The organism is Intestinibacillus massiliensis (genome assembly GCF_900155735.1).
Classification (GTDB): domain Bacteria; phylum Bacillota; class Clostridia; order Oscillospirales; family Butyricicoccaceae; genus Intestinibacillus; species Intestinibacillus massiliensis.
Genome location: NZ_LT707059.1, coordinates 407992 through 429169 on the forward strand (window position 1 = coordinate 407992; position 21178 = coordinate 429169).

Sequence of the window (21178 nt, forward strand, 5' to 3'; positions counted from 1 at the left end):
GCATGGTATGGTATACTGGATACGGAAGGGGGTGCCGCGCATGCAGATGCACCGGCTATTTGAGATTGTTTACCTACTGCTGGAACACGGTAGCATGACGGCTGCGGCGCTGGCGCAGCGCTTCGAGGTCTCCACGCGCACGATCCAGCGCGATATTGACGCGCTTTCCGCCGCTGGGATCCCGGTTTATGCGGCGCGCGGGCGGGGCGGTGGCGTGCGACTCCTGCCGGAATTTGTGCTCAGCAAGTCCCTGCTCTCCACACGCGAGCAGGACGAGATCCTGTTTGCCCTGCAAAGCCTGCACGCGACCGGCGCGGCCGGGGCATCCGATACGCTGTCCCGGCTTTCCGGCCTGTTCCGACGCTCCCATGTAGACTGGATCGACGTCGATTTTTCCCGCTGGGGCAGCGAGGACGAGGAGCGCCGCGTGTTTGCCGTCTTGAAGGAGGGCATTTTAAGCGGGAAAGTGGTGGCGTTTGAGTATTATAATACGAACGGGCAGCATTCCTCCCGTGAAACCGAGCCGATGCGGCTTGGCTTTAAGAGCGGAGGCTGGTATTTGCAGGCATGGTGCCGGCAAAAGCAGGCCTACCGCACCTTTAAAATCAGCCGGATGGACGCCGTGCGCCTTACGGACGAGACGTTTGTGCCGCGGCTGGAGCCGGTTCCGGTCATGGACGACCCGGGGGATACGCTCCCAATGATGCCGCTGCGCCTGCGCTTTGCGCCGGAAATGGCGTTCCGCGTGTATGATGAGTTTGAACGGTCGAAGATCACCCGGAACGCGGACGGCAGCCTGGACGTTTCGATCGCGTGGCCGGCGGGCGATTGGGGGTATGGCTACCTGCTGTCGTTCGGGGCGGCCGTGGAGGTCCTGGAGCCGCTGGAGGCGCGTCAGGCGCTCCGGCAGGCCGCGCAGCGGATTGCAAAAATATATGGTTAATATGACATAGGGTGTCCTGTTTGATCTGTTATGCTGGAGATACCAAAAAGGAAAGCGAGGCAACAGATTATGAATTATGAGGTAGTAACGCTCGATGAGCGCACGGTCGTCGGGATCGGCACGCGGACAGGCAACGATGCACCGGATATGATGCAGAAGATCGGCAAGGTCTGGCAGGATTTTATGGGCGGCGGCGCGGTCGAGCGCATACCGGGCAGGACGGGGGATCGCTGCTATGGCCTGTACTATAACTACACCTGGGACGATAATTCCTACGACATGCTTGCGGCTTGGGGCGCGCAGGGCGACGCGCCGCTGCCGGAGGGCTTCCAGCGCGTAACGATCCCGGGCGGCCGGTACGCAAAATTCTCCTTCCGTGGGGATGTGACGCAGGATACCGGGCGGTTCTGGGGCGAGGTCTGGCAGACCGAATTGCCGCGCGCCTATCGCATAGACTTTGAGGAATACATCTGTGAGGACGGCGACGAGGCCAACGCACAGATCAACATTTATATCGGCCTTGCGGATATCTGCCAGTCCTGCGGTATGCCGATGACAAAGCCGGAGGAGTACGGCACGGAAGCGGACGGCAGCCGGAGCGCGGAATACTGTGTTTACTGCATGGAAAAGGGGGCGTTTACGGCGGACTGCACGATGGAGCAGATGATCGAGACCTGCCTGGACGTGGCGCCGAAAATCTATACCGACCGCGAGAAATCCCGCGACATGATGCTGTCGTATTTCCCGACGCTGAAGAGGTGGCGCAAGTAAGATGGATACCGTCCCCGCAAAAACGATTGTCACACGCACGAAGTCGCCCGGCGCCTGGTTCGGGATCGATTATAATATGAACCTGTACCGCGGCTGCTGTCACGGCTGTATTTATTGCGACAGCCGTTCGGCCTGCTACGGCATAGAGGATTTTGACCGCGTGCGCGTGAAACAGGGCTGCCTGGAAATTGTCCGGGACGAACTGCGCCGCAAGGTCAAAACGGGCGTGGTCGGCACCGGCGCCATGAGCGACCCGTATAACCCGTTTGAGCGGGAGCACCGGTATACGCGCCACGCGCTGGAACTGCTTTCGGCGTTCGGGTTTGGCGCGGCGATCGCGACGAAAAGCGACCTTATCACACGGGATATCGATATCCTGGGCGAAATACGGTCACAGATGCCCGTGCTTTGCAAGCTCACGGTGACCACGGCGGACGACGCGCTCGCGGCCCGGGTCGAACCGCATGCGCCGCCGCCGTCCGCGCGGTTCCGCGCGATGGAGCGGCTCTCGGCCGCGGGGCTGTTTACCGGCGTGCTGCTCATGCCCGTGTTGCCATATTTGGAGGACAGCCGGGAAAACGTGCTAGAGATTGTGCGCCGCGCGCATGGGGCGGGGGCAAGGTTTATCTATCCGGCCTTTGGGATGACCTGCCGGGAACGGCAGCGGGAGTATTATTACGGCAGGCTGGACGAGCATTTCCCCGGCCTCCGGGACAAATATGTCAGGCGGTACGGGGCGCGTTACGTCTGTACCAGCCCGCGCGCCCGCGAGTTGTGGGCGGCCTTTACCGAGGCGTGCGCCGCATATGGTATCCTGTTCGATATGAAAACCATTATCCGCGCGTCCCGGCAGGGCTATGCGGAACGTCAGCTTACGCTGTTTTGAAAGGGGAAATCCGATGAAATTTAACGGCACCCTGCTTGTAGTGCAGGATTTGGAACGCTCCAAGCGTTTTTATATGGAGCTTATGGGTTGCAAGGTCACCGAAGATTTTGGCGCAAACATCACGTTTGACAACGCCTTTTCGCTGCAAACCCTGGAAAGCTGGTCGGGGTTTATCCATCGCGCCCCGGCTGACGTGCGGTTTGCGGGCAACGACGCAGAGCTTTATTTCGAGGGGGACGACTTTGACGGGTTCGTAAAGAAGCTGGAGTCCTGGCCAGGTTTGGAGTACGTCCACCCGGTGCAGGAACACTCCTGGGGACAGCGCGGCGTGCGCTTTTACGACCCGGACAGGCATGTCATAGAGGTCGGGGAAAGCATGCGCGACGTGTGCCTGCGGTTCCGTGCGCAGGGCATGACAAACGCGCAGGTCGCAGCGCGCATGGACGTGGACGCCGCCTATGTCGCGCGCTGGCTGGCGGAAGATTTTGCTTGACAGTTTCTCCCGCCCCATGGTATGATACCTGTAACAAAGGGGAGTAGTCAGCGCGGGCAGATGCCTGCGTGATGAAGCCAACAAGCGTGTTTGCCCGCCCAGGGCATCCTGGCTTCACCTTAAATGACCAGACCTGTGTTCCTGTTTTTCAGGGACACAGGTCTTTTTTGTTATCCAGCCCGGGATATATGGGCAAGATAAGCAGGTATGGTGCAAAATAATGGAGGCGATGAGATGGAGTTTTTGTGGGAAGGCATCCTGGCGGTCACCTGGAAACAGCTCGTCATGTACTGTGTGGGCGGCGCGCTGATCTGGCTGGCGATCAAGAAAAACTATGAGCCGGCGCTGCTGCTGCCGATGGGGTTCGGCGCGATCCTGGTCAACCTGCCGATGTCGGGGGTGATCGACCAGATCGCGCAGGGCGTGGGGACGACGCACGGCATCATCCAGTGGCTGTTTGAAACGGGCATCGGCGTATCCGAGGCGTTCCCGCTGCTGCTGTTCATTGGCATCGGCGCGATGATCGACTTTGGGCCGCTGCTCTCCAACCCGAAGATGTTCCTGTTCGGCGCGGCGGCGCAGTTCGGCATCTTCCTGACGATTATCGTCGCCACGCTGCTCGGGTTCGACATCCGCGACGCGGCGTCCATCGGCATTATCGGCGCGGCGGACGGCCCGACCTCGATCCTGGTTTCCCAGGTGCTGCGCAGCGGGTATATGGGTGCGATTGCCGTGGCGGCCTATTCGTATATGGCGCTGGTGCCGATCATCCAGCCCATGGCGATCCGGCTCGTCACGACGAAGAAGGAACGCGCCATGCGGATGCCGTATACGCCCGGCAATGTATCCAAGCGCATGCGCATCCTGTTCCCGATCCTTGTATCGGTCATCGCGGGGTTGGTGGCGCCGGCTTCGGTTTCGCTCGTCGGATTCCTGATGTTCGGCAACCTGATCCGGGAATGCGGCGTGCTGAACCGCCTGGCCGCGACCGCGCAGAACGAGCTGGCGAACCTGGTTACGCTGCTGCTCGGCCTGACGATCTCTTTCTCCATGCATGCGGAACAGTTCGTTACATGGCAGACGCTCATGATCCTTTGCCTCGGGCTGTTTGCCTTCGTGTTTGACACGATCGGTGGCGTGCTGTTCGCCAAGCTGCTGAACCTGTTCTGCAAGAACAAGGTCAACCCGATGATCGGCGCCGCGGGGATTTCGGCCTTCCCGATGTCGGCGCGCGTTGTGGAAAAAATGGGCATCCAGGAGGATAACCAGAACCATCTGCTGATGCACGCGGTCGGCGCGAACGTGTCCGGCCAGATCGCGAGCGTTGTCGCGGGCGGCGTCATCCTCGGGTTCTTCTTGTAAAGGGGGAAGCGTTATGTTAACGGAACAGGTGCTGCAAAACCTGATGCAGGCGGCCACGATGATGTGGCAGGGGATGCTCGGCATCTTCGTCGTCATCGGCCTGATTGCACTCATAGTATACCTGCTGTCGAAAACCGGCGGCACAGCCTGACGGCGGGCAGGGCGCATGCCTTTTCAGGCGGCGCCCTGCTTTTTGAAATAAGGCCTTGACACTCCTGTTAGGGGAGGCATTACGATAGGATACGGAAGGAGGGGACAGGATGTTCCGGATCGGTGAATTTTCCAAGATGGGCAAGGTGACCATCAAGGCGCTGCGGTACTACGACGAAATCGGGCTGCTCAAGCCGGAATGCATCGACCGTGAAAACGGGTACCGGCGCTATACCACCCGGCAACTGATCGAGCTGCACCGCATCCAGTCGTTCCGGCAGGTTGGCCTGCCGATCGACGAAATCAAGGCGATCCTGGCGGGCGCCGACCTGCACACGGTTTTGGAAAAGCGCCGGGCGGAACTGCGCGCAGAGATCGCCGCAGGGGAGGAACAGCTATCCAGGATTGCGTTTATCCTATCGGGACAGGAGGAGGAAAGGTTTATGAACTATGTTGCAGTGTTAAAAGAACTGCCCGCATGCACCGTGTATTCCCAACAGATGACGGTGCCGGGCTACGATGCGTATTTTGAAAGGATCCCCGCGATCGGGCAGGCGGTGATGGAAAAATACCCCGATATCAAATGCACGGTGCCGGAGTATTGCTTCATTATCTATCTGGATGGGGAATACCGTGAAAAGGATATCCATGTGGAGTTCTGCGAGGCGGTGGATGGGATGCGCCCCGATTTTGACGATATCGTGTTCAAGCGGATAGAGCCCGTGACGGCGGTCTCCGTGATGCACAGGGGGGACTACGCCGGGTTGCCCGAGGCATACGCCTATGCGTTTAAATGGATCGAGGAAAACGGTTATACAGCGGCCGATAACCCGCGCGAAAGCTATATTGACGGCATCTGGAACAAGGACAGCAAAGAAGACTGGCTGACCGAATTGCAGATCCCGGTCACAAAGAAATAAAGAAAGCGTCCTTCCGCCTTGGCGGAAGGACGCTTTCTTTATGCGTTTTGTGCGTTTTTGACCGGCCGTTTGAGGATTGCAAGCAGTACCGTGCCGACCGCCGCGCCGACGGCCAGCGCCGCGAGATACAGCATCGGCTTCCCGACGACGGGGAAGACGAAAATACCGCCGTGCGGCGCGGGCAGCGTACATCCCCAGAACATGGACAGCGCGCCGGCCACGCCCGAACCGACCGCGCACGCCGGGATCACGCGCAGCGGGTCGGCCGCCGCAAAGGGGATCGCGCCCTCGGTAATGAAGGCAAAGCCCATGATGATGTTGGTCAGGGCGGAGCCGCGTTCACGCCGGGTGAACCGGTTTTTGAAGAACAGCGAACACAGCGCGATGGCAAGCGGGGGCACCATGCCGCCCAGCATGACGGCGGCCATGATATGCGGCTGGCCGGAAGCGATCGAGGCCGTGCCGAACACATAGGCGGCCTTGTTGATCGGGCCGCCGAAATCGATCGACATCATGGCGCCGAGCACGCCGCCGAGCAGCACGCGGCTGGTATTGCCCATCGCGTCGAGCGACGCGGTGAGCCAGGCGTTCAGCGCCGCGACTGGCGGGCCGACGACGAGCTGCATCAATACGCCGATGAGCAGGATGCCGAAAAACGGGTATAAAAGGACGGGTTTGGTGCCCTCCAGGCTTTTCGGCAGGCGGTCGAAAATATGGCGCAGCGCGTTTACGATCCATCCGGCGAGGAAACCTGCCAGCAGCGCGCCCAGGAATCCGGAACCGCCCGTATTGGCCAGCATACCGCCGACAAAGCCGACGGCGAGCGCCGGCCGGTCGCCGATGGAAAGGGCGATAAAACCGGCCAGCACAGGCAGCATGAAGCCGAACGCGGTTTCGCCAATGGTCTTGAGCAGCGCGGCAAGCGGCGTGTTTTTGCCGAAGTTCGCGGGATCGATATTGTAGTCGTCGAACAGGAAGGCGAGCGCGATCAGGATGCCGCCGCCGATGACAAACGGCAGCATATGCGATACGCCGTTCATCAGGTGCTTGTACAGGCTGCGCCCTGCGCCTTCCGCCGGCTCGTCCGTGGAGCCGCCGCGCTCATGATGGATCGGCACGCCCGGGGAGGTGGCCTGCCGCAGCAGGGACTGCGGCTTATGGATGCCGTCCGCCACGCGCACCCGGATGAGCGGCTTACCGTCAAAGCGGGCGGTGTCCACCTTGCGGTCGGCCGCGACGATGATACAATCCGCGCGTTCGATTTCCTCGCGCGTCAGCACGTTTTTTGCGCCGCCCGAGCCGTCGGTTTCGACCTTGATGGGGACGCCCATGCTCCGCGCCGCGTTTTCCAGCGCTTCCGCCGCCATATAGGTGTGGGCGATGCCGGTCGGGCAGGCGGTTACGGCGAGCACGCGGAAGCCGTCCCCAGGCGTGGGAGCCGTGGTCTGCGGCGGTTCATTTTCACTGAATTTCTCGCGTTCCGCGCGGTCGATGCGCCGCAGGAATTCCTCCGGCTTTTTTGCCCGCAGCAGGTCGGCGCGCAGCGCCTCGTCCATCAGCAGGACGGACAGGCGGCCAAGCACGTCCAGGTGCACGTTATCCGCGGTATCCGGTGCGGCAATCAGGAATACCAGGCGGACAGGCGCGCCGTCCATCGAGGCAAAATCCACGCCGTCCGGGATGGTCATCGCGCAGAGGGCGGCCTCGCGCACGGCGCTCGATTTCGCGTGCGGGATCGCCACGCCGTCGCCGACGCCCGTCGTGCCCTGCGCTTCACGCGCATAGACCGCCTTGCGGTACAGCTCCGAGTTGATGACCGCGCCGCTTTTCGCCATGCGATCGGTCAACTGGTCGATCACGCCGTCGCGGCTCTTCGCCCGCACCTGCAACAGGATGGATTGTTTTTGCAACAGGTCGGTAATTTTCATAAAAGTTCCCCTTCCCCTTGGTATTGGCGCAGCAGCGCCTGTACGGCTTCGCGGCCGGCAAGCCACTCGGAATAGGCGGTGGCGCTGCCCGCGCAGACCGCCCATTCCAGCGCGGGCTGGTAAGCGCCCGTTTTGATCCATCCGGCAAGGAAGCCGGCGACCATGCTGTCCCCGGCGCCGGTGGAGCCGATCAGTTCCCCTTCCGGCGCGGGGATACACAGGCTCTCGCCCTGCTCGGTCAGCAGGACGGCGCCCTCTTGTCCCATGGAAACCAGCACGTTGCGCGCGCCAAACCCCTGCAGGCGCTTTGCGTGGAAGACCACGTCCTCTATGGCGTGCAGGCGCACCTGGAACAGTTCCCCCAGTTCATGCTGGTTGGGCTTGATGAGGAACGGCGCGTAGGGGAGCGTGCGGCGCAGCAGCGCGCCAGCCGCATCGACGACGCAATGTACGCCGCGCCCCTTCATGCGGCGCAAAACCGTTTCGTAGAGGTCGTCCTGGAGGCTCGGCGGGATACTGCCGGACAGGACGAGGTAATCCCCGCTGTGCAGGCCGTCCAGGCGGTCGTTTAGGTTCGCAAGCGCGCGCGGCGGGATTGCCGACCCTGCGCCGTTGATTTCGGTTTCCTCCTGCGCGCGGAGTTTGAGGTTGATGCGCGTGCAGCCTTCCTGCAGTTCGATAAAATCGGGCGTGCAGCCCTGGGCGTGCAGCAGCCGCACCAGCTCACGCCCGGTAAAGCCCGCCGTAAAGCCGAGCATGTGGTTTGGCAGGCCGAGACGCGTGAGCATCAGCGATACGTTGATGCCTTTCCCGCCCGGATAGACCTGTTCGCCCGCCGCCCGGTTGACCGTACCGGGGCTGAGGCGGGGCAGCGAGACCACCAGGTCGAGCGAAGGGTTACAGGTGAGTGTGTAAATCATTTGAATCCCTCTTTTCCAGTCCGGCTTAGTATTGACAGTTTTGAGAAACCTTATAATGATAAAAATGAAAATATATATTCAATATTGACTTTACTAAAATTAAATGATATATTGAACTATATTAAAGGAGGTGCGGTGTGGCAATCGAAGTGGTACCCGGCTGGATGGCGGGGCTGGAGGAAGAGGACGTCACTTTCATCAAAAAGTTCCTGCTTGCGTCCGGCTCGCTCAAGGAAATGGCGCGGCAATACGAAGTGACCTATCCCACGGTGCGGCTGCGGCTCGACCGCCTGATCCAGCGCATCGAACTGAGCGAAAGCGCGGAGCGCGACCCGTTTATTGCGCTGGTCAAGCAGCTTGCAATCAATGAAAAGCTGGATTTTAACACGGCAAAAATCCTGATTCACGCATATAAAAAAGCGAAACCGGAAGAGGGGATATGAAAATGGCAATTGCTTCTCAAACGATAGCGGTCGTCTTAATTTTCTGGCTTGCCGTCCTTGTCGGCGGCGTTGTACTGCAGATATTTTTATCCAGGAGGGAAAGCCGGTGGCCGGGGCTGGTATTACCCGCGCTGACCTTCCTCTATTCGCTGCTTGGCCTGCTCGGCATCTTGGGATATGGGATGCATACGGTCCAGTTTGCGCTGCAGGCGTTTGTGACGATGCTGATGATGAACATCCCGACGCTCGTCCTGCTCGCCATCTACTTTGCCTGCCGCTCACATAAGAAAAAGGCGGCCGAGCTTGACAAAATGAATATCCAAGACTTGGACTAAAAGAAAAGCACCCCGGTACCTTCCGGGGTGCTTTTACTCTTTGTGCCCATGTGGGTGTTCGTGATGATGCGGCGCACAGGGCGCGCCCTTTTTGCGGCATCGCGGGCAGACGCCGGTAAACGCCAGGCTGTGGCCGGTGATGACATAGCCGGTTTCCTCGCACAGCCGTTTTTCCAGCTCGCCGAGCGGGCAGCCGTCGATCGGGACGACGTCGCCGCAGACCGTGCAGTGGAGCGTGTGCTTATGCGACTGCGGGCAATTAAGCTGGTAATAGAAGCGGCCGTCCCCGCCGTCGTTTTTGAGCAGCAGGCCGCATTCGGTGAGCTGCGCCAACACGCGATAGGTGGTGGAAAGCCCCATTTTATCTTCTTTTACAGCGAGGGCATGGATTTCGTCCGCCGTCATCGGCGTCCCGGCCTGTGCCAGAACCTGCAAGATGACTTCGCGGCGATGGGTACAGCGGAGCCCCGCCGCCTTCAAAAGCTCGGATGCCATGGCTCAGACGCCCCTTTCGTTTTTTGTTATTATTATAGCTTTTGGGCGCGCCCCTGTCAAACGGCGGATAAAGCGGCGCGCCGCCGCAAAAACTAAAAAGCGCTTGACAGGTAGCAACGGCTGGGTTATACTGCAAGCAGACACCCCCGGAGGGGTGTGGTATGGAGGTGAAGGCTTGAAACAGAATTTTAACGTCACCGGTATGACGTGTTCGGCCTGCTCGGCACATGTGGAAAAGGCCGTTTCCAAGGTCAAAGGCGTGCAGGAGGTGCAGGTAAACCTCCTGGCGGGCACGATGTCGGTCAATTACGACGAGCAGGCGGCCGGGGACAACGATATTATCCGCGCGGTCACCGACGCGGGTTACGGCGCGGCATTGCGCGGCGCAAAAGCCGCCGTCAAAGCCGTGGCGCAGACCGACGTTGCCGCGGACGCGATCCGTGAAATGAAGCGGCGGCTTACCGTTTCGGTCGTGTTCCTGGCCGCGCTGATGTATGTATCCATGGGGCATATGGTGGGTATCCCGCTGCCGCATTTCCTGCACGGGCAGGAAAACGCAATGAGTTTTGCGCTGACGCAGTTTTTGCTGACGCTGCCCATCGTACTCGTCAACCGCAAATATTATGTGAACGGGTTTAAGACCCTGCTGCACCGCGCGCCGAATATGGATTCGCTGATCGCGCTCGGTTCGGGCGCGGCGATGGTTTACGGCGTGTTCGCCCTTTACCAGATCGGCTGGGGGCTGGGGCACGGGGACGCGGCGCGCGTCAACCAATATGTATCCGACCTGTATTTTGAGTCCGCGGGCATGATCCTGACGCTTATCACGGTCGGTAAATTCCTGGAGGCGCGCGCCAAGGGCAAGACCGGCGCGGCGATCGCCCGCTTGATGGATCTCGCGCCCAAGACCGCCGTAGTCGAGCGCGGCGGCACGGAAACGGCCGTGCCGATCGAAGAGGTCGCCGTGGGCGATACCGTAATCGTCCGCCCGGGGCAAAGCATCCCGGTCGACGGCGAGATCACCGAGGGGCAGACCGCGATCGACGAGAGCGCGCTGACCGGCGAAAGCATGCCGGTCGAAAAGGGCGTGGGCGACCGGATATATGCCGCGACGATCAATAAAACCGGGTTCATCCGGTTCCGGGCAGCCAAGGTGGGCGACGATACGACCCTTGCGCAGATCATCCACCTGGTCGAGGAAGCGGGCGCGTCCAAGGCGCCGATCGCCAAACTGGCGGATAAGGTCAGCGGCATTTTCGTGCCGGCGGTGCTGGCGATCGCGCTGGTTTCGACCGTGGCCTGGCTGCTGCTCGGCGCGACATTCTCGTTTGCGCTGTCGACCGGTATCGCGGTGCTCGTCATTTCCTGCCCGTGCGCGCTCGGCCTGGCAACGCCGGTCGCGATCATGGTCGGCACCGGCGTGGGCGCGGAAAACGGCGTGCTGTTCAAATCAGCCGAAGCGCTCGAGCACCTGCATACGGTTTCGGCCGTGGTGCTGGACAAGACCGGTACGGTGACCGAAGGCCACCCCCGCGTGACCGACGTCGTCCCGGCGGCGGGCATGACGGAAAACGGCCTGCTCACGCTGGCGCTGTCGCTTGAGCAGCCGTCCGAACACCCGCTTGCGGAGGCGGTCGTCACGCATGCGGAGCAGGCGGGATTGACCGCGCAGCCGGTCGAAGCGTTTGACGCCAAGGTCGGCCGTGGGCTGGAAGCCAAAGTGGACGGCGTGCTGTGCCGCGCGGGCAACGCGCGTATGATGGAGGAAAACGGCATTTCCCTGGGCGCGCTCCGGCAGCAGGGCGAGGCCTTTGCGCAGGACGGCAAAACGCCGCTGTATTTCGCCAAGGGCGGCGAGGCGGCGGGCGTCATTGCGATCGCGGACGTGGTCAAGCCGTCGAGCGCGCAAGCGGTGCAGGCCATGCGCGAGATGGGGCTGGAAGTCGTCATGCTGACGGGCGACAACAAAAAGACCGCGGAAGCGATCCGCGGCAAGCTCGGTATCAGCCGGGTCGTCGCGGAGGTGCTGCCGCAGGATAAGGAGCGGGAGATCCGCGCCCTGCAGGGGCAGGGCAAGCGGGTCGCGATGGTCGGCGACGGCATCAACGACGCGCCCGCACTGGCGCGTGCGGACGTCGGTATTGCGATCGGCGCGGGCACGGACGTCGCGATCGAATCGGCGGACGTCGTCCTGATGAAGAGCGACCTGCTGGACGCGGCGAACGCCATCCGGCTGAGCCGGAAAACCATCCGCAATATCCGCCAGAACCTGTTTTGGGCGTTTTTCTACAACTGCATCGGCATCCCGCTCGCGGCGGGCGTATTCTTCGTCCCGTTTGCGCTCAAGCTGAACCCGATGTTCGGCGCGGCCGCTATGAGCCTCAGCTCGGTCTGCGTCGTCACGAATGCGCTGCGCCTGCGGTTCTTTAAGCCGATTGCAAGCCAGGGCACAGGGGATGGATTAGGGCAACCACCGATCCAGGTATCACATAAAAAAGGAGAAAATACGATGAAGAAGACCATTAAGATTGAGGGCATGATGTGCACCCACTGTTCCGGCCACGTCCATGACGCGCTGTGCAAGATCCCGGGGGTGCAGGAAGCGGCGGTGAGCCATGAGAGCGGCGAGGCGGTCGTCACCATGGCGGGCACGGTAGCCGACGGCGACCTGTCCGCGGCGGTCGAACAGGCGGGCTATAAGGTGCTGGGCATCGAGTAAGGGAGAATAAGACATGAGGGCAGATAGGGCAACCATAGAGCGCCTGGTCAAAACCGCGCGCGGGCAGCTGGACGGCGTGCTCCGTATGGTGGAGGAGGACCGCTACTGTATGGATATCGCAAACCAGCTCGCCGCGACGGAAGCGATCCTGCACCGCGCCAAGCGCGAGGTCATGAAGGCGCACCTTGATGGATGCGTGTGCGAGGCGTTTGAAAACGGCAACGCCTCGGAGCGGTCGAAAAAGCTTGACGAAATTTTAAAGCTGCTCGATAAATGCTGTGAATAACGGCCATGAAAAACCGGGAGGGGCTTAGCCCCTCCCGGTTTTTGCTTCTTATCCAAGATAGCCCGCGAGTGCGGAGAGCAGCTTGTCCATCTCCGTTTCGGTGCCGATTGTGATGCGCAGGTAATTGTCGATGCGCGGCAGGTTGAAGTGCCGGATAAAGATATTTTGTGCGCGCATGGCCTCAAAGATATCGCGTGCGCGGGCTGCAGGGTGGGTGACAAACAGGAAGTTGGAGTCCGAAGGGCAGACGGTGAAGCCCAGCCCGCGCAGCGCGGCGGCACAGCGCTCCCGGGTCCCGATGACCTTCCGGCAGGTCTCACGGAAATACGCGTCGTCCTCGACCGCGGCCGCGCCCGCCTCGATCGAGACCGCGTCCATGGTGTAGGAGTTATAGGAGTTTTTGACCGCTTCCAGGGTGGCAATCAGCGTTTCGCTGCCGAGCGCAACGCCGATGCGCAGCCCGGCCAGCGAGCGGGATTTGGAGAAGGTCTGCACGATCAACAGGTTCTCGTACTGTTCCAGCAGCGGCACGCACGACCAGCCGCCGAAGTCCACGTAGGCTTCGTCGATAATGACCACGCAGTCCTGGTTGTGCGAGAGGATGTCCTCGATAAAGGCGCGCCCCTCGGAAATGCCGGTCGGCGCGTTCGGGTTGGGCAGCACCACGCCGCCGGACGGCCTGTCGTAATCGCGCGGGTTTACGCGAAAGTTTCCATCCAGCGGCACGGTCTCGTAGGGGGTGCGGAACAGGCCGCACCAGACCGGGTAAAAGGAATACGTGATATCCGGGAACAAAATTGGCTGCCCGGAGCAGAAAAACGACTGGAAGGCGAGCGCGAGCACATCGTCCGAGCCGTTGCCCATAAAGACCTGCGTGGGTTTGACGCCGTAATAGGACGACAGGGCGCCGCGCAGGCGCGAGGCGTTGGCGTCAGGGTACAGGCGGAGCGCGCCGGTATCAAGGCCCTGCAGCGCCTCACGCACGCGGGGCGAGGGCGGGTAGGGGTTTTCATTTGCATTTAATTTGATCAGGCCGGGGTTCGACGATTGCTCGCCCGGTACATACGGCGTGATCTTACGCAGCTTTTCCTGCCAAAGTGGGGGCATTTTTTTCACCTCAAAGCATATAGACTTAACACTGATAGAATTTTAGCATGATAAAGTGAAAAAGTCAAGCAAAAAGTAGGGTAGACCTTTCACCGGCCGGCTGGTATAATGGCAATATAGTAGGGATTTGGTCAAAAGGGTGCCTGAATTTGGCAAATTGGAGGGAGGGCGCAACCATGAAGGTTTTCCGCGTCGCTTTGAATTTTCTTGTAACCGCCATGGCTGCCGTCGTGGTCGGGCTGCTGGCCTATCAGGGAATGGGCGGCGCGGCTGCGGCCTCCAGCTGGGTGCCGGCCGCTGTGGGCGTGCTGGACGCCGCGGCCGGATTGGCCACGGTTTTCAATTTGGTAGCCTACCGGCGGGACACGGGGGCGTGTATCCTGACGGCGTTGCCCGCCCTGGCGCTGGTTGCGGCCGTGATCGGCAAGGTGCTGGGGCATGAACCGCCGCCAGCCGCCCTGCTGGTTTATGATTTTTATTTGATTTACTGGTACGCTTATCTGCTCGTCTATGAAAAGCGCAGGCATAGCAGCCGCAGGTGGTGATGCGGCGCTTGTCCAAGGCCGCGGCGGACAGGCCGCCTGAAAAGGAGAAATATCCATGTATCAGCCTTTGGCGGATAAAATCCGCCCGCAGACGCTCGATGATGTGGTCGGGCAGCGCGAACTTCTGGGGAAGGGCGCGGTGCTGCGCCGCATCATCGAGGGCGGCAATATCCCGAATATGATTTTTTACGGCCCGTCCGGTATCGGCAAAACGACGGTCGCCGGCATTATCGCCAAGCAGACCGAGCGCCGCCTGTACCGCCTGAATGCGACGACCGCTTCGATCAGCGACATCAAGGCCATTATCGACGAGCTGGATACGTTCTTGGCGCCCAACGGCGCGTTGGTGTACTTGGATGAGATCCAGTATTTTAACAAGAAGCAGCAGCAAAGCCTGTTGGAGTTTATTGAAAACGGGCGGATGACCCTGATCGCATCCACGACGGAAAACCCTTATTTTTATATCTACAACGCGATCTTGAGCCGTTGCACGGTGTTTGAATTCAAGCCGGTGCCGCCCGAAGAGGTCCTGCGCGCGGTAGGCCGCGCCTTTACGATCGCACTGGATGGGCGCGCTGCGGCCATCGAAGACGGCGTGCCGGAATATATCGCGCGGGCGTGCGGCGGGGACGTGCGCAAGGCGCTGGGCGCGGTCGAGCTGCTGACCGGCGGGCTGGCGGACGGCGGCGCCGTGACGCTCGCGGACGCCGAACAGGTGGCGCAGCGCTCCAACATGCGCTACGACAGGGACGGCGACAGCCATTACGACGTGCTGTCCGCCCTGCACAAGTCGATCCGCGGCTCCGACCCGGACGCGGCGCTGCACTATCTGGCGCAGCTTCTGGAGGCGGGGGATATGATCTCCGCGGCGCGCCGGCTGCTCGTAATTGCAAGCGAGGATATCGGGCTGGCTTACCCGCAGGCCGCCGCGGTCGTGAAGGCCTGCGTGGACTCGGCCTTCCAGCTGGGTTTGCCGGAGGCGCGTATCCCGCTGGCCGAGGCCGCGATCCTGCTTGCGACTTCGCCGAAATCCAATAGCGTGGCCCTCGGTATCGAAGCGGCGCTGGCTGACCTGCGCGCCGGGAACGCGGGGGAGGTGCCCGCCCATCTGAAGGACGCCCATTACGGCGGGGCGGCAAAGCTCGGCCGCGGCCTGACTTACCGGTTCCCGCACGACTACCCGGGGCACTGGGTCCGGCAGCAATACCTGCCGGACCTCCTGGCTGGGCACAAATACTATGAATATGGGCAGAATAAGAACGAACAGGCGGCAAAGGCCTACTGGGACCGCATAAAAGGCAACGGTTAACCGCTGAAATCGGTCATGATGAATTTGGTGTTGCAGCGCTCCGGCGTATAGACCCAGGCCTCCAGCCGCCCGCTGCTGATGAAGTAGCGGGGCGGTGCGGGCGGGTGCGGCGCGTCCTCGAGCGTATCAATGATTGCAAGCTTGATTTTCATGCGCTCGGGCAGGATGGATTTGATGTACACGGATACGGCCTGCCCTTCGTGCACGCCTTCCCGGCGCTCCGCAAGGCCGGACAGGTTGGGCGTCAGCTCAATGAATATGCCGTAGCTTTCAATGCTGCGCACAATGCCCTGCACGGTTTCGCCGGGCGTGAAAAGCGCCGCGTTCTGTTCCCAGGTGCCGAGCAATTCCCGGTGTGTCAGCGTCACGCGGCGCAGGCGGCAGTCGATATCCAGTACGGCGGCGTAGATATCCTGGCCGACATATAGGCGTTCGGACGGGTGGAATATGCGCGAGACCGACAGGTTTTCAATGCCGATCAGCGCGGTCACGCCGCAGCCGATGTCCACAAACGCGCCGAACGGCTCGATGTGGGTGACCCGCGCCGGGATGACGTCGCCGCGGCGCAGATGGCTGAGGAACCAGTCCTGCGCGTCCTGCTGCACGGCGCGGCGGGACAGGATGGCGCGCGGCGGCGTGGTGTTTTCCTGCAGGGCGGTGACGCGGAAGCACACCGGCTTGCCGACACGGGACAATATTGCAATTTCCCTGGTGGCGCCCTCGCGGATGCCAAGTGCGCACTCCTCCCGCGGGATGATGCCTTCGTATTCCCCTAGCGGGACGGTGAGGTCGTGCCCTGCGGTGCAGGAACGCGCGACGGCCTCCAGGATGCTCCCATCCTGCATGGCCTGCCGCAATGCGGCGGCCGAGGCGGGCGCGCCCGGCTGCCCCTTGCCCTCGGGCAGGTATTTGTCATCTCTTTTCATATCCAAACCTCCTTGTAAGGACCCGGCCTGCGGGCCCCGATGTGCAGACAGCCGCCCGCTCCGATTCCCCCGGCTGTGGTGCACGCTTTTCCAATATATGCACACCCCGCAAAAAACTGACCGGCCCGCGAAAAATTTGTGTTTCCCATACGATTTGTGGTATGATAAGGGTAACGAAAGGAAGGGACATATGGACATCCGTTTGCATGATATATTGACGATGAAAAAGGCGCACCCCTGTGGCAGCCACGACTGGGAGGTCCTGCGCGTCGGCATGGATTTCCGCCTGAAATGCCGGGGCTGCGGGCACGAAATTATGGTGGAGCGCCGCAAAGCGGAGAAGAACATCAAGTCCATCGAACGGGAGGGGCAGAAGCTATGCTGATTGATGGGAAACAAATGCATATTGGGTGCGTCAAAGGGGATGTGGGGCGTTACGTCGTGCTTCCCGGCGACCCCGGCCGGTGCGAGAGCATTGCGCGCTACCTGGACGCCCCGCGGCATATTGCGCAGAACCGGGAATTTAACGTTTATACCGGCAGCCTGGACGGCGTCCCGGTCAGCGTGTGTTCGACCGGCATCGGCGGCCCGTCCGCCGCGATCGCGCTGGAGGAGCTGGCCGAGTGCGGGGCGGATACCTTTATCCGCGTCGGCACCTCGGGCGGCATTGTTGACAAGGTATGCGGCGGCGACGTGGTCATCGCCACGGCGTCGGTGCGCCAGGAGGGCACGAGCCGGGAATATATGCCGATCGAATATCCGGCTGCCGCGGATTTTGACGTGACCGCCGCGCTCAAGGCGGCGGCGGTGAAGCTGGGTTACCGGCACCATGTCGGCGTCATCCAGTCGAAGGATAGCTTTTACGGGGAGATCCGCCCCGCCATGCAGCCGGTCGCGGCAGAACTCGAGGCGAAGTGGAAAGCCTGGAAGGCGGCCGGCGTACTGACGAGTGAAATGGAGACCGCGGCGCTGTTTGTCGTCGGCGCGACGCTCGGCGTGCGCTGCGGCGCGGTGCTGAACGTGCTTTGGAATGCGGATAACGACGAGGCGCCGAACATCCCGCCGGATGCGGCGGAGCGGGGCATCGTCACCGCGGTGGAGGCGCTGCGCGTGCTGATCGCGCAGGATCGCAAATAAGACAGGGAGAGGAATCGCCGGCATTATTTATGGATAGACAGAAACATAACGATTTGGGCAGCGAGCCGGTCGGTTCGCTGCTGTTCCGGCTGGCGGTCCCGTCGATCTGTGCGCAGGTGGTCAACCTGCTGTACAATATCGTCGACCGTATCTACATCGGGCATATCCCGGGCATCGGCGCCACGGCGCTGACAGGCGTGGGCGTCACCTTCCCGATTATTATGCTGATCGCCGCGTTTGCCTCGCTGATCGGTATGGGCGGCGCGCCGCGCGCCTCCATCCAAATGGGGCAGGGGGACGACGGCCAGGCCGAAGAAATCCTGGGCAACTGCGTCACCGCGCTGCTTGTAATTTCCGCGGCACTTACCGTGCTGTTCTTGCTTTTGCAGAAACCGCTGCTGCTGTGGTTTGGCGCCAGCGCGGATACGCTGCCGTACGGCCTTGATTATTTGGGGATCTATATCTGCGGTACGGTGTTCGTGCAGTTTGCGCTCGGTTTAAACGGGTTTATTTCCGCACAGGGGCGTGCAATGGTCAGCATGCTGACGGTTGTAATCGGCGCAATTTTAAATATTGTGCTCGACCCGCTTTTTATTTTTGTACTGGGCATGGGCGTACGCGGCGCGGCGCTTGCCACCGTGCTCTCCCAGGCCGTTTCTGCGTTTTGGGTGGTCAAATTCCTGTGCGGCGCTTCGACGCAGCTGCGCATCCGCAAGGCGCATCTCCGCCCGCGGAAGGACGTCCTGGTGCCGGTTATTAGCCTCGGCGCGTCGCCGTTTGTCATGCAGAGTACGGAAAGCCTGCTCAGCATTACCTTTAACATTTCCCTGCAGCGGTTCGGGGGCGACCTTGCGGTCGGCGCGATGACGATCCTGACCAGCCTGATGCAGATCGTCAATATGCCGCTGATGGGCCTGACGGCCGGCGCGCAGCCGATCATCGGGTTCAACCTCGGGGCGCGGCACCCCGACCGGATGCGCAAAACGGTCAAGCTGCTCACGACGGCGGCGTTTTGCTACAGCATGCTGTTCTGGCTTGCCGTCCAGCTCATCCCGGGCGTGCTGGCGTCCTTCTTTACGGATGACCCGGCACTGCTGCAGTTTACCGTTTGGGCAATGCGGATCTATTTCGCAACCGTCTTTGTCATCGCATTCCAGAATTCGCTGCAACAGTCGTTTATCGCGCTGGGCGAAGCGAAAATTTCCTTGTTTTTGGCGTTGCTGCGTAAAATCATCCTGCTGATCCCGATGATTTTGCTGCTGCCGCGCTTGATCTCCGACCAAGTATTTGCAGTTTTCCTGGCGGAACCGGTATCGGATTTTATTTCGGCTTCGGTCGTGATCATCCTGTTCCGGAAACGGTTCCGCAGTATCGTTGCATCCATACGGCCACAAGCCGGCGGATAGCCGCGCGCAGGGTTGCCCCGCTGCGCGGCTGCAGGATTAAGAAAGTGTGAGGTGGAATTTTATGCAGGTAAAATACATTGGCGAAAACGACCCTAGGGCGCTGATCACCGGCAAGGTCTACCCGGTAATCGCAACCGAATATGGCTGGTATCTTATCAAAAATGAAAGCGGCAAGGCGTATATGTATCCGCCGAGCTCTTTTGAAGTCATGGGCACGATCGAACTCATAAACGAAAAAGAACCTTAATAAGCAGGGCTGTCGGAACCGCGGCAGCCTTGCTTTTGCGTCATACGGCGGGAAGGCGGCGGCAAGCACCGCCCCCACCGCTGCACAAAATCGCATGGAAAACACGCCCGGATTCTGAACAATCTGTAAAAAGGCGGGGGAAACACCGGGCAGAGCCTTGTGTTTTTGCTTTGGATTTAGTAAAATAAAATGAATATGGTTTTGCCTTGTGGCAAGAATCAATGTTAAAGAAGGATACGCCTGCATGTTTGGATTCATCAGACCGGTTAAGTCTGAGCTGCGCGTACGCGAGGTAGAGCGCTTCCAAAGCGTCTACTGCGGCCTGTGCCACGCCATCCGGCGGCGGTATGGGCGCGTGCACACGCTGTCTTTAAGTTATGATATGACCTTCCTGACCCTGCTCCTGGAAGGGCTGCAGCCCGAGGGCGCGGATACCGGGCGGCGCCGGTGCGACGCCAGCCCGGTGCGGCCGAAAAACGTGCTTTGCGAGGATGCGGCGGTCGCGTTCGCGGCGGATGTCAGCGTCCTGCTGACGTACCACAAGCTGCAGGACACCATTGCGGACGACCGTGGGCTGAAACGGCTCGCCGCGCGGCTGCTTTGCCTGCTGTCCAGGCGGGGGTACCGCCGCGCCTGCGAAAAACAGCCGGCGCTTGACCGGACGATGGCGGCATGCCTGCAGGAACTGTCGGCGGTGGAAAAAGCCGGCACGCCGTCGATCGACCGCGCGGCGGACCCGTTCGCACGGTTGCTCGCGGCCTGCGTGCCCGGCCTGGAAGGGGATACCGGGCGCATCCTGCAGGAGCTTTTATACCATGTGGGGCGCTGGATCTACCTGATCGACGCCTGCGCCGATTTGCAGGACGATTGGGAAAGCGGCGGCTACAACCCTGTGGCGCTGCGCTACGGGCTGACGGCGCCGTCGCTCGAGCCGGTCAAAGGGGCGCTCGAGCTGACGCTGGAAAAGTCGCTTGCTGCGATATATGCGGCTTTCCTCTTGCTGGATGTCCGGCGGGATCAGGAAATTTTAGAAAATATCATCTGCCTTGGCCTCCCGGCCGTTACAAGGCAGGTTTTGGATGGAACGTATCAATCGAACGGAGGACGTAACAGGCATGGATCCTTATAAAGTGCTCGGGGTGACCCCGGAAACAAGCGACGACGACGTCAAGCGCGCTTACCGCGAGCTGGCGCGCAAATACCACCCTGATAATTACGTCAACAATCCGCTTGCAGACCTTGCGGAAGCCCGTATGAAGGAAATTAACGAGGCGTACGACCAGATCATGAGCCAGCGTTCCGGACGTGCAGGCGGCGCATCCCAGCAGCAGGGCTACGGCGGCGCGCAGGGCGGCGCTTCCGCCAACCCGATATACAGCCAGATCCGCGCCGCCATCAACGCGGGCAACCTGGCCATGGCGGAAGAGATGCTGCAGCGCTGCCCGCAACGCGACGCGGAGTGGTATTTCCTGATGGGCAGCGTATACTACCGCAAGGGCTGGTTCGACGAGGCGGGGCGCGCCTATGAACAGGCGTGCCAGATGGATGCCAGCAACGCGGAGTACCGAAATGCGCTCAATATGCTCAATATGTCCGGCGGTTATGGCGGCTACCGTCCCATGGCTACCATGAGCGCGTGCGATTGCTGTACGCAGCTTATGTGCCTTAGTTGCTGCTGTAATTGTTGCGGAAACGGGTGTTAAGGATTGGATAGGTCAAAAATGATTGCACGCGGCGGCATGCTGACGGCGCTCACGATCGTGCTGCTCTATCTTGCATCGGTGATGCCTGCGGGGCAGGTGGGGCTGTGCGCGGCGGCAGGCGTCGTCCCGGCCGCGCCGCTGTCCCGC

At 61.0% G+C, this 21178-nt stretch carries 24 protein-coding genes; 19 read left to right on the forward strand and 5 right to left on the reverse strand.

The window, feature by feature from the left end:
- The first annotated feature begins 40 nt into the window (after positions 1-40).
- The 7 genes from CZ203_RS09820 (at position 41) to CZ203_RS09850 (ending at position 5525) form a co-directional block, all read left to right on the forward strand.
- On the forward strand, positions 41-943 hold the full coding sequence (locus tag CZ203_RS09820; RefSeq protein ID WP_159456462.1) for a helix-turn-helix transcriptional regulator: 903 nt from the start codon (positions 41-43) through the stop codon (positions 941-943).
- Between the two features lie 69 nt (positions 944-1012).
- Positions 1013-1714: an effector binding domain-containing protein gene (locus tag CZ203_RS15380; protein ID WP_159456463.1), complete on the forward strand. Its 702-nt coding sequence runs from the start codon at positions 1013-1015 to the stop codon at positions 1712-1714.
- Between the two features lies 1 nt (position 1715).
- Positions 1716-2600 (forward strand): SPL family radical SAM protein, encoded by an 885-nt coding sequence (locus CZ203_RS09830; protein WP_087065923.1) that lies wholly within the window; start codon positions 1716-1718, stop codon positions 2598-2600.
- A 13-nt stretch (positions 2601-2613) separates the two neighbouring features.
- Complete coding sequence (locus tag CZ203_RS09835) at positions 2614-3093, forward strand: VOC family protein (RefSeq protein ID WP_087065924.1); 480 nt, start codon at positions 2614-2616, stop codon at positions 3091-3093.
- A 234-nt stretch (positions 3094-3327) separates the two neighbouring features.
- Positions 3328-4455: a sodium ion-translocating decarboxylase subunit beta gene (locus CZ203_RS09840; protein ID WP_087065925.1), complete on the forward strand. Its 1128-nt coding sequence runs from the start codon at positions 3328-3330 to the stop codon at positions 4453-4455.
- A 13-nt stretch (positions 4456-4468) separates the two neighbouring features.
- Positions 4469-4606 (forward strand): sodium pump decarboxylase gamma subunit, encoded by a 138-nt coding sequence (locus CZ203_RS09845; RefSeq protein ID WP_200809469.1) that lies wholly within the window; start codon positions 4469-4471, stop codon positions 4604-4606.
- 109 nt (positions 4607-4715) lie between these two features.
- Entirely contained in the window at positions 4716-5525 is an 810-nt protein-coding gene (locus CZ203_RS09850) for a MerR family transcriptional regulator (RefSeq protein WP_087065926.1), read from the forward strand.
- Between the two features lie 38 nt (positions 5526-5563).
- On the opposite strand, the gene CZ203_RS09855 is transcribed toward CZ203_RS09850, so the two are convergent.
- Positions 5564-7453 (reverse strand): PTS fructose transporter subunit IIABC, encoded by a 1890-nt coding sequence (locus tag CZ203_RS09855; protein ID WP_087065927.1) that lies wholly within the window; start codon positions 7451-7453, stop codon positions 5564-5566.
- Complete coding sequence (gene pfkB, locus CZ203_RS09860) at positions 7450-8373, reverse strand: 1-phosphofructokinase (protein WP_087065928.1); 924 nt, start codon at positions 8371-8373, stop codon at positions 7450-7452. Before pfkB ends, CZ203_RS09855 begins: the two co-directional genes overlap by 4 nt.
- 137 nt (positions 8374-8510) lie before the next feature.
- On the opposite strand from pfkB, the gene CZ203_RS09865 reads away from it, so the two are divergent.
- Both CZ203_RS09865 and CZ203_RS09870 read left to right on the forward strand, forming a co-directional pair.
- Entirely contained in the window at positions 8511-8816 is a 306-nt protein-coding gene (locus CZ203_RS09865) for a DUF2089 family protein (RefSeq protein ID WP_087065929.1), read from the forward strand.
- Entirely contained in the window at positions 8813-9151 is a 339-nt protein-coding gene (locus CZ203_RS09870; protein ID WP_328588161.1) for a hypothetical protein, read from the forward strand. Before CZ203_RS09865 ends, CZ203_RS09870 begins: the two co-directional genes overlap by 4 nt.
- A 33-nt stretch (positions 9152-9184) precedes the next feature.
- Here CZ203_RS09870 and CZ203_RS09875 read toward each other — a convergent pair whose 3' ends face one another.
- Positions 9185-9646, reverse strand: coding sequence for a Fur family transcriptional regulator (locus CZ203_RS09875; RefSeq protein ID WP_087065931.1), 462 nt, complete (start codon positions 9644-9646; stop codon positions 9185-9187).
- 175 nt (positions 9647-9821) lie between these two features.
- Here CZ203_RS09875 and CZ203_RS09880 point away from each other — a divergent pair, with 175 nt between their 5' ends.
- Together CZ203_RS09880 and CZ203_RS09885 are read left to right on the forward strand one after the other, a co-directional pair.
- The gene (locus CZ203_RS09880) at positions 9822-12365 is read left to right on the forward strand and encodes a heavy metal translocating P-type ATPase (protein ID WP_268875369.1); all 2544 of its coding nucleotides are present in this window, start codon (positions 9822-9824) and stop codon (positions 12363-12365) included.
- A gap of 13 nt (positions 12366-12378) precedes the next feature.
- Entirely contained in the window at positions 12379-12651 is a 273-nt protein-coding gene (locus tag CZ203_RS09885) for a metal-sensing transcriptional repressor (protein ID WP_087065933.1), read from the forward strand.
- A 48-nt stretch (positions 12652-12699) separates the two neighbouring features.
- Here the strand turns inward: CZ203_RS09885 and hisC are convergent, their stop codons facing one another.
- Entirely contained in the window at positions 12700-13758 is a 1059-nt protein-coding gene (gene hisC / locus CZ203_RS09890) for a histidinol-phosphate transaminase (protein WP_087065934.1), read from the reverse strand.
- Between the two features lie 176 nt (positions 13759-13934).
- Between hisC and CZ203_RS09895 the strand changes: the two genes are divergently transcribed.
- The gene (locus tag CZ203_RS09895; protein WP_087065935.1) at positions 13935-14303 is read left to right on the forward strand and encodes a hypothetical protein; all 369 of its coding nucleotides are present in this window, start codon (positions 13935-13937) and stop codon (positions 14301-14303) included.
- A gap of 55 nt (positions 14304-14358) precedes the next feature.
- Positions 14359-15612 carry a replication-associated recombination protein A gene (locus tag CZ203_RS09900; protein WP_087065936.1) on the forward strand — a complete coding sequence of 418 codons (1254 nt, stop codon included), beginning with the start codon at positions 14359-14361 and terminating at the stop codon, positions 15610-15612.
- On the opposite strand, the gene CZ203_RS09905 is transcribed toward CZ203_RS09900, so the two are convergent.
- Positions 15609-16538 carry a S1 RNA-binding domain-containing protein gene (locus tag CZ203_RS09905; RefSeq protein WP_227103310.1) on the reverse strand — a complete coding sequence of 310 codons (930 nt, stop codon included), beginning with the start codon at positions 16536-16538 and terminating at the stop codon, positions 15609-15611. The two genes, CZ203_RS09900 and CZ203_RS09905, sit on opposite strands and share 4 nt — an antisense overlap.
- Positions 16539-16728: 190 nt before the next feature.
- Here CZ203_RS09905 and CZ203_RS09910 point away from each other — a divergent pair, with 190 nt between their 5' ends.
- The 6 genes from CZ203_RS09910 (at position 16729) to CZ203_RS09935 (ending at position 21031) form a co-directional block, all read left to right on the forward strand.
- The gene (locus CZ203_RS09910) at positions 16729-16923 is read left to right on the forward strand and encodes a DUF951 domain-containing protein (protein ID WP_087065937.1); all 195 of its coding nucleotides are present in this window, start codon (positions 16729-16731) and stop codon (positions 16921-16923) included.
- Positions 16917-17675, forward strand: coding sequence for a uridine phosphorylase (udp, locus tag CZ203_RS09915; RefSeq protein WP_087065938.1), 759 nt, complete (start codon positions 16917-16919; stop codon positions 17673-17675). The genes CZ203_RS09910 and udp overlap by 7 nt, the downstream gene beginning before the upstream one ends.
- Before the next feature lie 29 nt (positions 17676-17704).
- Positions 17705-19081 (forward strand): MATE family efflux transporter, encoded by a 1377-nt coding sequence (locus CZ203_RS09920; protein ID WP_087065939.1) that lies wholly within the window; start codon positions 17705-17707, stop codon positions 19079-19081.
- Positions 19082-19142: 61 nt separating this feature from the next.
- Positions 19143-19328: a hypothetical protein gene (locus tag CZ203_RS09925; protein WP_087065940.1), complete on the forward strand. Its 186-nt coding sequence runs from the start codon at positions 19143-19145 to the stop codon at positions 19326-19328.
- A 244-nt stretch (positions 19329-19572) separates the two neighbouring features.
- Entirely contained in the window at positions 19573-20457 is an 885-nt protein-coding gene (locus CZ203_RS09930; RefSeq protein WP_087065941.1) for a DUF5685 family protein, read from the forward strand.
- Entirely contained in the window at positions 20444-21031 is a 588-nt protein-coding gene (locus tag CZ203_RS09935; protein ID WP_087065942.1) for a J domain-containing protein, read from the forward strand. Before CZ203_RS09930 ends, CZ203_RS09935 begins: the two co-directional genes overlap by 14 nt.
- Positions 21032-21178: the final 147 nt, after the last annotated feature.

Excerpts from the sequence above, each read along its gene's own strand:
- CZ203_RS09820 (WP_159456462.1), top strand. The coding sequence starts at position 41 with ATGCAGATGCACCGGCTATTTGAGATTGTTTACCTACTGCTGGAACAC.
- CZ203_RS15380 (WP_159456463.1), top strand. The coding sequence starts at position 1,013 with ATGAATTATGAGGTAGTAACGCTCGATGAGCGCACGGTCGTCGGGATC.
- CZ203_RS09830 (WP_087065923.1), top strand. The coding sequence starts at position 1,716 with ATGGATACCGTCCCCGCAAAAACGATTGTCACACGCACGAAGTCGCCC.
- CZ203_RS09835 (WP_087065924.1), top strand. The coding sequence starts at position 2,614 with ATGAAATTTAACGGCACCCTGCTTGTAGTGCAGGATTTGGAACGCTCC.
- CZ203_RS09840 (WP_087065925.1), top strand. The coding sequence starts at position 3,328 with ATGGAGTTTTTGTGGGAAGGCATCCTGGCGGTCACCTGGAAACAGCTC.
- CZ203_RS09845 (WP_200809469.1), top strand. The coding sequence starts at position 4,469 with ATGTTAACGGAACAGGTGCTGCAAAACCTGATGCAGGCGGCCACGATG.
- CZ203_RS09850 (WP_087065926.1), top strand. The coding sequence starts at position 4,716 with ATGTTCCGGATCGGTGAATTTTCCAAGATGGGCAAGGTGACCATCAAG.
- CZ203_RS09855 (WP_087065927.1), bottom strand. The coding sequence starts at position 7,453 with ATGAAAATTACCGACCTGTTGCAAAAACAATCCATCCTGTTGCAGGTG.
- pfkB (WP_087065928.1), bottom strand. The coding sequence starts at position 8,373 with ATGATTTACACACTCACCTGTAACCCTTCGCTCGACCTGGTGGTCTCG.
- CZ203_RS09870 (WP_328588161.1), top strand. The coding sequence starts at position 8,813 with ATGAAAATGGCAATTGCTTCTCAAACGATAGCGGTCGTCTTAATTTTC.
- CZ203_RS09875 (WP_087065931.1), bottom strand. The coding sequence starts at position 9,646 with ATGGCATCCGAGCTTTTGAAGGCGGCGGGGCTCCGCTGTACCCATCGC.
- CZ203_RS09885 (WP_087065933.1), top strand. The coding sequence starts at position 12,379 with ATGAGGGCAGATAGGGCAACCATAGAGCGCCTGGTCAAAACCGCGCGC.
- hisC (WP_087065934.1), bottom strand. The coding sequence starts at position 13,758 with ATGCCCCCACTTTGGCAGGAAAAGCTGCGTAAGATCACGCCGTATGTA.
- CZ203_RS09895 (WP_087065935.1), top strand. The coding sequence starts at position 13,935 with ATGAAGGTTTTCCGCGTCGCTTTGAATTTTCTTGTAACCGCCATGGCT.
- CZ203_RS09900 (WP_087065936.1), top strand. The coding sequence starts at position 14,359 with ATGTATCAGCCTTTGGCGGATAAAATCCGCCCGCAGACGCTCGATGAT.
- CZ203_RS09905 (WP_227103310.1), bottom strand. The coding sequence starts at position 16,538 with ATGAAAAGAGATGACAAATACCTGCCCGAGGGCAAGGGGCAGCCGGGC.
- CZ203_RS09910 (WP_087065937.1), top strand. The coding sequence starts at position 16,729 with ATGGACATCCGTTTGCATGATATATTGACGATGAAAAAGGCGCACCCC.
- udp (WP_087065938.1), top strand. The coding sequence starts at position 16,917 with ATGCTGATTGATGGGAAACAAATGCATATTGGGTGCGTCAAAGGGGAT.
- CZ203_RS09920 (WP_087065939.1), top strand. The coding sequence starts at position 17,705 with ATGGATAGACAGAAACATAACGATTTGGGCAGCGAGCCGGTCGGTTCG.
- CZ203_RS09925 (WP_087065940.1), top strand. The coding sequence starts at position 19,143 with ATGCAGGTAAAATACATTGGCGAAAACGACCCTAGGGCGCTGATCACC.
- CZ203_RS09930 (WP_087065941.1), top strand. The coding sequence starts at position 19,573 with ATGTTTGGATTCATCAGACCGGTTAAGTCTGAGCTGCGCGTACGCGAG.
- CZ203_RS09935 (WP_087065942.1), top strand. The coding sequence starts at position 20,444 with ATGGATCCTTATAAAGTGCTCGGGGTGACCCCGGAAACAAGCGACGAC.